4 protein-coding genes are annotated in these 12,614 nt (G+C 41.2%); all 4 read left to right on the top strand.

Features of this window, described 5'->3' with window-relative positions; translation table 11 throughout:
• Nucleotides 1-929, top strand: a 929-nt coding sequence (locus AC3WRW_RS31925) for an ATP-binding cassette domain-containing protein (RefSeq protein WP_492550252.1), incomplete at its 5' end; no start/stop codon positions are given.
• A 3-nt stretch (nucleotides 930-932) separates the two neighbouring features.
• Nucleotides 933-1,688, top strand: a complete 756-nt coding sequence (locus AC3WRW_RS31920) for an ABC transporter ATP-binding protein (RefSeq protein ID WP_492550251.1) — start codon at nucleotides 933-935, stop codon at nucleotides 1,686-1,688.
• Nucleotides 1,685-4,186 (top strand): FtsX-like permease family protein, encoded by a 2,502-nt coding sequence (locus AC3WRW_RS31915; protein WP_492550250.1) that lies wholly within the window; start codon nucleotides 1,685-1,687, stop codon nucleotides 4,184-4,186. Before AC3WRW_RS31920 ends, AC3WRW_RS31915 begins: the two co-directional genes overlap by 4 nt.
• A 401-nt stretch (nucleotides 4,187-4,587) precedes the next feature.
• Nucleotides 4,588-12,360 (top strand): pectate lyase family protein, encoded by a 7,773-nt coding sequence (locus AC3WRW_RS31910; RefSeq protein WP_492550249.1) that lies wholly within the window; start codon nucleotides 4,588-4,590, stop codon nucleotides 12,358-12,360.
• The last annotated feature ends 254 nt before the right edge of the window (nucleotides 12,361-12,614 follow it).

Genomic DNA, 12,614 nt, shown 5'->3' with positions numbered 1-12,614 from the left:
CTATGATTGGTGCAGCAACATCCGTTCAAGGAATATTTGCTTCTATTGGTGGGAATTTGGGAACCATATTTGAAAATGCAATTTATAATAATTCGTTGGTTAAGTTATTAAATTATAAAACTAATGACATAATTGTTGAAACAAGTTCAAGTGTCAAAACCATAGAGGAAATTTCATTGAAAAATGTTAGTTTCAAATATTCTTGTTCAGATGAAATTGCTTTAGACAATATCAATCTTACTATTAAAAGAGGCGAGAAAATTTCAATTGTTGGGTTTAACGGGTCAGGAAAGACAACCTTGGTGAATTGTATACTTGGTCTCTATAAACCTACTTTAGGTGAAATAAATATTAATGGTATGGATTTAGACCAGTTCAACAAAGCAGATTATTATAACCTGATATCATGTGTGTTTCAGGACTTTACCAGATATAAATATAGCATTAGAGAAAATGTTGGTTTTGGTGATATTAATAAAATTGAGAATGATACTAATCTACTTAACATTTTGGAAAAAGTTAATATGTTAGAAAAAGTTAATGGTTTTAAAGATCAACTTGAAACATACCTCACCAAGGAAATCATAGATGGAATGGAATTATCTGGCGGTGAATGGCAAAGGATTGCTATTGCGAGGGGTTTTTTTAAGGATTCAAATCTAACAATACTAGATGAACCAACAGCAGCTCTTGATCCAATAACAGAGCTAAACATTTTTCAATTGTTTAAAGAACTGTCTGAGAATAAAACGACAATAACAATTTCGCACAGACTTGGTCCTACGAAGTTTTCAGATAGAATCATTGTAATGGAAAAAGGTAAGATTGTTGAGGATGGAAACTTCGATGTTTTAATGAATAAAAAAGGCTTGTTCTATAGCATGTATATTTCACAATCGAAATGGTACGAAAAAGAGGAGGAAAAATAAAAGATGCAAGCTAGAGAAAAAATACTTTCTGTTGAAAATATATCAAAAACGTTTAAAAGCGAGGCTAATACTGTAGCTGCATTAAAAAAGATTTCTTTTGACCTTCATGTCGGTGAAATATTATCAATAATGGGCACAAGTGGGTCTGGAAAAAGCACGTTATTAAATATACTTGGTTCTCTCGATGAACCAGATGAAGGGATAATAAGACTTAATGGTATTATTCAGAAAGATATCTTTGATGAACCTGCGGCATCATCTTATAGAGCAAATAGTATTGGATTTGTATTTCAAAATTATCATTTATTAAAAGATTTAACGGTTGAGGAGAACATTTCACTACCATTAATATTAAAAGGCAAAGCGCATTCAAGCAAAGTAGATGAACTTATTGAGCTTGTTGGTTTATCGAAATGGAAAAAGCACCGTCCCGTTCAACTGTCAGGAGGCCAACAGCAACGAGTTGCGATCGCGAGAGCTTTAGTAACAACCCCGCCAATCGTATTAGCGGACGAACCAACGGGGAATTTGGATTATAATACATCCATTGAAATACTCAAGTTATTAACGTTAGCAAAGGAAAAAATGAAACAGAGTATCATTCTGGTAACTCATGATCCAATGGTTGCCTCGTATGCCAATAGAGTATTATTTTTTCATGACGGAGAAATAATTGATAATTATAGCTGCACTCCAAATATTAATAATATAGATGAAATTATTGCAAAATTCAAAAAAATACTGGAGAAAACTAGATGAAATCTATACGGGGAGTAGCATTTCGGTTTTTCACAAAAAACAAATTTATTGCATTATCATCGATTTTTAGTGTGACCATTTCTGTTACACTAATTATTTCAATGTTGTTATTTGTATTTAATGCCAAGCAGTCCTTACATAACGAGGTTGTAAAGAAATATGGAAATATGGATATTTCAGTGGGCTACAATGGAAATCAAAATAGGACAATTGATGAACAACTTTTAGATTTTATTGCATCGAATAATTCAATTGAGAAAAGTTCCAATGTCTTGATAACAAGAGTAAAAGTAACTGAGTTAAATTCGTCAGAAATATATACGGTAGGAGTGGACAATGATTCTTTAGCAAAAAGCAGATATCATTTTCTAAATGATATTCCTAATTCGGGACTAATTATTAATGAGAGATTAGCACAATCATTAAAATTGAAAAAAAATAATAAAATCGAGATAGAAAATAGAGTGTATACAGTTGAAGAAGTAATTAAGGATTATGATGCCGCGGGTGTAACTCCTGATATTATTATAATGTCTAGAAATGATGTTAAAACGATAGTAGCCGAAAAGACAGGGAAAGTTATAGACGCAAGTTATATTTTAATTAAGCTCCACCAAAAAATTGATCCGCTAACTGTTGCAAAACAATTCCATAAACAGTTTACAGACTTGCGTATTGATATTGCGAAGGAGGAGGAGTCTGTAAAGAGCAATTTAAGCTCTCTTAACAACTTCCTAATAATTTTATCCATATTGTTGCTCATCATTACTTCTCTTCTTATCATTACAAACTTTGATATGTTTTTGTATAAGTACAAAAATCAATTTGCCATTTTGCGTACACTGGGTGCCACTTCAAAACAACTTTTTGAAATAGCCTTTATTCAAAGCAGCATTATTAATATGATGGGGGGAGCAGGCGGCTTAATAGTTTCTTACTTATGTCACAATATTATGCAAGAGTGGCTGACCGGTTTATTTTCTAGTAAAAGTTTTGAAGGTGGTTTTAATTTTATTTATGCAGTACTACTAACTTTAGGTTGTATGATTTTTATAGAAATTTTCATGCTAATTCCATCATATAGAATATCTAGAATGCTTCCAACAAGAATATGGAGAGAAAATGAAAAGTTAGATTTTTCTAATATGAAAACTCGAAAGAAAATAGGGAAGTTCTTGTTTTCTTTAAGTTTAGTTATTATTACTATTGTAATAATCGGTACTCTTTTGAATGAAAGTGTTGGAACTTCTTTGATCCTATTCTCAACAATTTTAATCATATTAAGTATGGCATTATTAATGCCAGTATATATTCCATCTATTTTTATATTATTACTACCGATAGTTAAGTTCCTATTTGGTAGAACTTCATATGTGGGAATCAAAAATGTAATTCCTCAGGTACGAAAAAATACTCTTGTCGTTATGAGTATTACAATCATGATTATTATATCGATTTTTGGATCTGCAACGCTAAAAACTGTATCCAAGAATGAGGAGCAATTCTTGTTTAAGCAGTATGCTACAAATATTCTGGCGACCAGTCTCTTAGGATACAAATCAGAAATAGATCATATTGAATTAAATAAAGCAATTAAATCCATTCAAAGTATAGAAAGTGTAACCGAAATTAGTACTCCTTATGCGGCAGAACTGATAAAAGATAATTCACAGATTAGTTTTGACTATGTATTGGGGGATCTTGAAGAAATGTCTCGTGAAGGGCTCTTGCCATCTAAAATAGGGGAGTCTAAAAATAGTGTTGTGTTTACTAATGCATTTGCTCAGAAGCATCATATTGAAGTTGGGGACGAAGTCAATATAGGTTTGTATTCTGCTGAGACGAGAAATGTAATTCCGTCGGGGAAAGTAATAGTTGCTAATCTCGTAAATGAGATACCAGGAACTCCAGTGCCTGCTATTTTGGATTGGAGTAAAGAAAAGTATAATAATAATTATACTAGATTCGGTAAGGCTTTTATTAAATCAAAAAATTCAGAAGAGACACTTAATGCATTAGAAAATTTAAAGATAAAATACCCTGAAATACAAATTAATAGTCTCGAACAATCATTAAAAGAAGCAAAAGAGATCTTTAAGCAAAGATGGTCAATTTTCAAAGTGTTTCTGTTTGTTATTATGTTATGCGTAGCGGTTGGCATATTTGAAACATTAATAAGCAATATCTACTCAAAGAGAAAAGAGCTTGCTATTTTGAGGACTATGGAGATAGGCAAAAATGGAGTTAGAACAATAATTCTTACACAGGTCATACTTTATTTATTTTTTGGGATTATTTTTGGAGGGATAACTGGGATATTTCTCACACTTGTAATGAATTTAATCGATATTAAATCTGGTGTCGCATCTTTTGATTTCACTAATCTGGTTGAAGTAAGTGTGCTAATGTTGGGTATGGCCATTTGTGTATTTGTCCCATTTGCGAACAAATTAGCCAAAGCTAAGATTTCTAACGAATTGATGCATGATAATAAGTAATAAATTTTACCGTTCTGTATTCAAGAATCCCTTCGGTTTTTTGTAGCTTCGATGTAGTCTACGAGTAGAAGCCTACAACGCCCATGAAATAAGGCTTCTTGGCATTGAGAAAGCAGGTGTTGCAGGGTTTCCTCTGTGATGGCTGCTTTTTGTTATGTTTAGATCTTTTCTTTTCATCCGTAACCAAAGGTGTCCTTATCTTATATTCCGAACAAATTGCCCGGAAATACAGGCTTTATCACAAAAATGTGAGCTAATGATTATTCCTGTTATACTCTGAAAGCGTTTTAATAATAACTGTATATATTAGCAATCGAAATAAATATGAGAGGGGAATGTGGGGAAATGATACAATCTTTCCCGCAGTACAGGAACAATTGTAACAGCAGGAGGAACCGAAAATGAAGAAGAAAGCTAATATCATTTGCAGCTTGTTGCTCTCACTGGCTCTGCTGGTTGGTTTATTTCCGGCAATGCCTGTTCATGCCGCTGGCAGCTACTCTGCGGCGCCGAAAAACTTATCCGTACCTCCATTAGCATTTGATGAATCAAAAATTGTACTTACCTGGGAGAAGCCGGACGACTACTATGAGAGTACAGTTAAGATCGTGGACTATGAGGTATTCCAGGATGGAATCAGTCTAGGACTTGCAAGCGACAATTTCAAAAAGAATTATTCCTATGTCAGTGCGTATATGGACGCATTTTACGAGAAATTGAGCACGAGTCATCATCGGATCAGCAACCTTTCCTTTATGGCGGCCGGTCTAGCACCCAAGACAAATTATGAATTTAAGGTACGGGCCGTTTACGCCGACAAGACAACGTCATCTTTTAGTTCGCCGCTTAACTTTTCAACTGCGTCTGCACCTATCGTCATAGACGCCGCCAAGCATGGCGCAACCTATATTACTTCTACTTCTGGCGTCAATGCCGATTATAAAATTCGGCGCGCAAACAATAATGCAGCGGTTATAAAAAAAATTGAAGACAACACCGCTGCGATTCAGGCCGCGATCGACGCCACCCCTGTGGGCGGCAAGGTTGTATTGAAGGGAAGCGGAAACAATGCTGAGCCTTGGTATTATACAAGCGGCTCTTTGTTTCTGCATAGCAATATGACCTTGGAAATTGAAAAAGGGGCTGTGCTGCTCGGCTCTCCCGTTTTTGACCACTATCCGCGCAGCCTTCTGGTCTATCCTTATTCACAAGATATCCGGACATATGGCCTGTTGAATGCTGTATCTTGGGACAATGGCTCCTTGGAGAACATCCGCATCGTCGGCAAGGGCGCAGTAGATGGCAACGGGTGGAAGAATGTTGGAGATGGCTTACAAACCAAAACAGCGGTGGATCCATCTCCCGGGTTCGAAGATCCTTCCGGAAATGGTTGGAGATTGCCGAACTACCAGGGAGGCAGCAACACCACTGTTGATAATAATAGCGCATCTGATTCCGCCGCTGTGAGAGGCATCCTCGCGGCTGATGCGATGTGGCAGTCGCGTCAGGATCAAACCCCGAATGCCGCTGCATCGCAATTCTACAATGCCCGTCCTAACCTTACGGTAGCGCGCGGCGTGCATGGCCTGTATTACGAAGGACTAACCTTCTATAATCCCGCCTTCCACGGAATCGTCAATTATCAATCCGAGCAGATTACTGTGAACGGCATTGTTACGATGATGTTCGATGCCAACAACGGCGACGGTGTCGAGTTTGGCGACTGCCTTGATCTGAAGGTCATGAACAGCTTTTGGGATACCGGCGACGACGTCATCAACTTTGCAGCAGGTCAGGGCACAGTCGTGCGCAATCTGACTGACAAAGTGGCAAGCGGAGAAGGTCGCGTATTCAATAACTTTATTCGAAACGGCCATGGCGGCCTGTTGGCGATGGGCAGCCATACCGGCGGCTGGATCGGTGATCTGGTCGCGGAAGAGAATGTCTATAATACGAGCGAAACCGGAAGTAATGGCGTCTTGCGTATGAAATCCGGCGCGACCACCGGCGGCGGTATCCGCAATATTGCCCTGCGTGACAATGCGGTCAATTATTCGAGCGGTGGAAACAGCACGATCGTGATTGACACATCCTACAGCGACGGTAACGCCAGCACGGCCTTCGGCCCGGAAAGCGAGCAGCCGTTGACGTTCGAAAACGTGCTGGTACGCAATATGACGGTGTCAAACTCTAATATACCGCTGATTAACACAGCGGCACCCGGCAGCTCCGCCTATGCTTTAAGCCCGGTGCTGCGCAATTTCACGTTTGAGGATATCAAGATCCTTACTCCAGGCGCAAATGGTGGCAGCATTGCGATCAATGGCCTGTCGGATGTTACCTTCCGCAACATCACAGGTCTGCAAAAAGCCATTACCACCACCAACAGCAAGAACGTCACGATCGAGAATTGTGCTGGGACCGCAAACAGCAAGCCGGTTGCGCTGAACGGGAATGGCGCCCTCACCGTGACGGCCAATACTTACAATGTCACTTTAGATTGGCCCGCCATCGATAATGCGACGCAGTACGCCGTGTTGGTTGATATGCTGGATGGTCATGGCTATCAGCAAAAAGACATTGTCATGAAATCGGGAGCGGTGTCGGAATCCACGAAAATCGCGCTGCGCCCAAAAACCGCCTACAAAATTGCGGTCCGACCAGAGACGACTGGTGCGAACGCTTCCTATGGCAAACTGCTGGAGTCATCGGTAACTACGAATGATGCAACGTTTGGTGCATCCACGGTCTCGACGGCATCGCCGAATTTTAAGGTTAAAGCTGCAAACATTACGGGCATTTCCTGGCAGGATTTCTCTTGGAATGCCGTTACCGATGCTGTCTACGGCGTGCATTATTACGAATTAACGGCAAAACCGCAAGATCCCAAATATGCTACCCGTACATTCAAAGCCTATTTTGACAATCCCAGCCGGACAGGCTATTCGCTGTGGGGGCTGGATGATGGCGTGACCTATAATGTTACGATGAAAGCCATCAATTGGGTTGGACAGGAAGGACCAGTGGCGGGTCCGGTTACGATTACCACCGTTCCCGGCACTTTAATGCAGATTCCGACATGGGCTCCCGGCAGCAAGCTTACCGTCAGCGGCGGCAGGTGGATTGGGGAAGATATGACCCTCACATGGGACGAAAAGGACGTAACGGATTATTCCAATGGCGATACCGCACGCTTTGCCGGCTACCGCATTATGATTAACGGCGTGCCGGTGGACGGTGGAGCCGTTCAAACAAACGCGAAACCAACCGTTAAACCGGGTCAACATACTTATGTGCTTTCCACTGCCGGACTTCTTCCTAATACTCCTTATACCATCTCGGTGGAAGCGGGAAGCGAGATTCTGAAATACGCGTCCGGCGCAGGCGGACTTGGCGGTTCCACAGGCTTTACCGGTACAAAAAATACTGAACTTCCTCGGAACCAGGTCACCTTTGGCAAATGGACCGGGCATGGACCCAGTGTAACGCTCACATTCCCAGAGTCAGATTTGAGTTTGGCTCCCCCCGCAGTTATTCAGACAGCTCCGGGTTTTAACAGCGTAACCCTTGCGTGGGAACGTGCTGCTGACGCCCAAGCCTATGACATCTACAAGGCCGATTCGGCTGGAGGTCCATATGTGCTGGCGGAGGCGGATGTGAAAAGCACGATTTTTGAGGTTCACTTTTCGAACGGTGAGAAATTAAAGGGCAATCAAACCTATTTCTTTAAGATCAAAGCCAAGAATGGCAGCATTGAAAGTGATTTCTCACAGGAGGTATCCCAGAAAACAAATGCATACAATCCGGCGGATGGCTGGGCTGCAACGGGAGCCGGTACAACAGGCGGGGACCCTGGAACGGATTATGTTCTAGTGACCACATACGCAGAGCTGAAAGCGAAGATTGACGCACGCAAAGATACAACCAACACCCTTGCCAAGTCTCCTTACCTGACCATTTATGTGAAAGGCTTGCTCAAAGGTTCCGCTGATATTACTCTTCAAGACGTGCATAATGTATCGATTGTAGGTTTAGGCAATGATGCGGTAATTGACGGTTACGGTTTTGTTTTTAAAGCTAGCAGCAATGTCATTGTTAGGAATCTAACGATGAGAAATGCCCTTCTTACGAAAGCAGTAGATATACAAAGCTCCAAAAATATTTATTTCGAGCACAATGACTTTTCCAACGCCAAGGATGGTTTGACAGATGTTAAATCGGCCTCCGACCTTGTTACCATGGCATGGAATCGATACTCGAAACATGAGAAAACGATGTTAATTGGGTCAGGCTGGAGCGCAACTAGTTCAGACAGAGGAAAGCTCAGCGTTACCATCCACCATAACTGGTTTGAAGGCACACAGGAAAGACATCCTAGAGTCAGATTCGGTAAGGTACATGTTTATAATAATTACTACTCCGACATTATTAATTACGGTGCGGCAAGTACTTCTGAAGCTCAAGTGCTGTTAGAAGGAAATTATTTTGAAAATGTGCCGATTGTTGCGATGTATTCACGAAGCCCGTTAGATAAGGGCCTTAACAATTTATTATCCAATGATCCATTAGGATTGATGAAGGTAACAGGTACGAATAAAATCGTGGGAACCGGCGGGCAATATGACGAATTGTTAGACGCAACGTATGAGGATGCAGCTAACGTACCGAATAGAGGACTACCCTACAGCTGGAGCTTTTATCCAGATACGATTCCAAACTACACCTATACACTTGATAATGCGGATCATGCAAAAGCAGACATTGAAAAATTAGCAGGTGTGGAGAAGAAGCCTGTATTTACTATTTCTACCTTAGAGACACCTTCGAATATTAAAAATACGTTCAAGACAGGCGGTATTGACCTGGAATGGGATCGTGTACAAGGTGCAACCCATTATGTGGTCAAATATGCCACTTCTGCTGCCGGACCTTTTACGGAAAAGAGTACAAATGTGCCTTCTGTTAACCTTCCTGTAGGATCGGTAGAGCTGGGTGCTGCGTATTATGCTGCGGTAACTGCATTTAGTGGTAAAGCTGTAAGTATAGAAAGTAATCTAGAAACTATGAAAGCTGCCATACCCGCAGTACCTTCAAAGCCTACGCTTCAAAGGCTTGACCGGGCATTTAAAGTGGTATGGAATGAAGTGCCAAACGCGGAAAGCTATTCTGTAGCTATAACCAACAAAGCAACAAATCAGTTAACTGTAATTCCTAATATTAAAGACTCATCCTATCTTTTTAGCGGCCTTGATGCAGGCACATCCTATTCCTTTACGGTTCAAGCGGTCAATTATTTTGGAATGAGCGATAAATCGGCAGCAAGTGAAGATACAGCCGCTGCAGCCATCATCGTTCCCAGTATTAACTGGGTTGTAAATGACCAATTTGATCGTGTAACGGAAGATACGCCTATTGAAGAATACGGATATGTCGAAAGTGTAACGGGCACACCCGGCGCCTCTGTTGGCGTGAACTTTGTTAAATTTTTAAGTGGAGATGTGGATGGTTCTAATAAAGGCTCGATGTCTCTATTCCTAAAGGATTCGAACAGTAATTTAGCGACGGTAGTAACGAAGGATTTAACTAAAAGCACTACCAAGTCGCCCATCTTAGGTAAGTTTGTTTTCGATATTGATTTTAAAGAGGCTCCGCCGGAGACTTCCAAACCGATCCGATTGCTCGATTCTGACGGGAAGGTTGCAGTAAGTCTTAGCGTAGACAGCCAAAGCGGAAACTTATACTACTCGGTTAAAAACGGGAGCGGCGAGACGAATACGAATCATTTGCTCGTATTGGGCCACAACGTTTGGTATAACGTCAGAATTGTAGTGGATATGGATGCCAAGTTGGTGGATGTGTATATAAACGGCCAGCTTTATCTTGCAGGCGCACCTTTGTATGATCCAACAGCGAAAGACATCACTTTCTTTAGAGGGGAAACATCGAATGGAGGCATAAAACCAATACAATATAGAAATGTAAAGGCAGGCATTCCAGGAACAGATCCAGGCGATGGCGAGCCAGGAAATAATCTAGACGTCATATTCTATGATGATTTTACTGGGGCAACTTCAAGTAACCTGTTTACACCGGGGTATAAATCATTGCCTGGTAACGATACGAGTCCAATGTATATCAAGACAGGTGGAAATGTAACAGCTGAAAATGGCTTGTTGAGCCTAGTCAAAGGTGGAAGAGTGGCGATAGGTGCTTTGAGTTCCATAGCAACTACACCGACGTCTACACCTGGGGGAGTACTCGACCTAAGTAAGCCTTACCAGATTATTATTGAAGTTTCTAGCGGAAGTGATGCTGGATTGTTCCAAGTCTATGTGGACAACAATGGTACAAGTGCAGCAAACTCTGTGCACGGTAGTAAATCCAAAGTGTATGAGGCGAAACCAAGTACAATTGCTGGAACTAAAATTATTATCGAACCTAATGCCGGCGATAATGTCATTGGTACAGCTGGTTCATTCATTCAACTGCGTACGGATAGCAGCGCAACAATAGTCATCGATAGCATCAAAATTGTGTCTTTGGAAGTTAAACAAGACCCTGCGGATGTTACGGCATTAAATGCGGCAATCGTTGACGCGAACAAACTTCTAACGGATCATCCAGAAGGAAACGCAGCGGGGCAAGCACCGAAAGATGCTAGAGAAGTATTAGGAAGTGCAATAGCTCAAGCTGATGCAGTCGTGTTGGATGCAGCCAATCGATCTCAAGCCCAAGTGGATGCGGCTGTAGATGCATTGAGAGCAGCCATCAGCACCTTTAAGGCAGCTGTGGTTGGACCAGGCAATGGTGGTGAAGATCCAGGAACAGATCCAGGCCCAGGCCCAGGAACGGGAACAGACCCAGGGACAGGAACGGATCCAGGAACGGATCCAGGAACGGATCCAGGAACGGATCCAGGAACGGATCCAGGAACGGGAACAGACCCAGTGACAGGAACAGATCCAGGGACAGGCACAGGTACAAATCCAGGAGCAGGGACAGATCCAGTTACTCACAAAGTAGAGACGAATAATGCTACTAGTGTAACGAATGTAACGGTAAATCAAGCGTTGAATAATGTTTTAGCTAATCTACCGGCAAACAATAATGGTAAGAAAAGGTATAACATTGATTTAAAGGCACAAACAGCTGGATCGAAGAAAGTTGAAATTACTATTCCGGCCGATATATTTAAATCATCAGGGAATGCAAATGCAGAAATTGCTTTCCAAATGTCCGGCATTACTGTAGGGATTCCTGGCAATATGTTAACTGATGCGCAATTAGGTAATGCACAACAAGTTTCATTAAAAACTAACCAAGTCGCTTCATCAGAACTACCAGCCGATCTACGTGCAACGATTGGTGACCGCCCAGTATTCAATATCGATCTATCAATTGATGGAAAGTCGATTGTATGGAGCAATGATAAAGCTTCAGTTACTGTATCCATTGCTTATGATGCAACAGCAGCTGAGTTAGCAAATGCTCAATTCATTATTGCATGGTACATTGACGGCAACGGCAAAGCAACCCCAATGACAAGCAGTAAATATGATCCAGTGACGAAGCTACTAACATTTACGACGAATCACTTTAGTCAATATGCTGTTGCTTACGATCACAAAACATTCGCTGATTTAGGCAGCTATGCATGGGCTAAAAAAGAAATCGAAGTATTAGCAGCGAGAGGCATCATTAACGGTACTTCAGCTACATCCTATGCACCATCAAATAACATTTCAAGAGCAGACTTCACCTTGTTATTAGTCAGAGCTTTAGGTTTAAGTGCGGAGTTTAAATCAAACTTCTCAGATGTTAAATCTACAGATTACTACCATAACGGTGTGGGGATAGCGAAGGAGCTTGGCATTATTACAGGTGACGAGAAGGGTTCATTCAATCCTAATGAGAACATTTCAAGACAAGATATGTTCGTTATCACAGCGAGAGCTCTGAAATCATTAGATCAATTGAAAGCGGCGGGTACATTGTCACAACTAAATTCATACGCTGACAAATCTTTCATCTCGAACTACGCCACAGCTGATCTTGCAGCACTTGTACAAAAAGGATTAGTAAAAGGTGATGATCAAAACAAGCTGAACCCTCTTGCGAATTCAACAAGAGCAGAAGCAGCCGTGTTCATCTACAGAGCATTCTATCTGGAATAAGCACGTTGTTTTGAAGCAAAGGCAATAGATAAAAGATCGCATTTTCTACATTTCGTAGAGAGTGCGATCTTTTTTTGTTTCCTCGACAAATGCTGCAGATATGTGATCAAAATAAAGGCAAAACTCCCCCTAATTTGACTGCAGAAGCATATCAGTTCATCTTTCGGGCAATTTAGAGGGAGGTTTTCAGGCTGTCGAGAAAGTCTCGGCAGCCTTTATTTAAACACTTTTAATTCAATACATTACCGCGTTAA

Source organism: Paenibacillus sp. FW126-R14 (assembly GCF_058789495.1).
This window is presented reverse-complemented; position numbering and strand designations above follow the sequence as displayed.

Coding starts and splice junctions, on each gene's coding strand:
- AC3WRW_RS31920 (WP_492550251.1), top strand. CDS start 933: ATGCAAGCTAGAGAAAAAATACTTTCTGTTGAAAATATATCAAAAACG.
- AC3WRW_RS31915 (WP_492550250.1), top strand. CDS start 1,685: ATGAAATCTATACGGGGAGTAGCATTTCGGTTTTTCACAAAAAACAAA.
- AC3WRW_RS31910 (WP_492550249.1), top strand. CDS start 4,588: ATGAAGAAGAAAGCTAATATCATTTGCAGCTTGTTGCTCTCACTGGCT.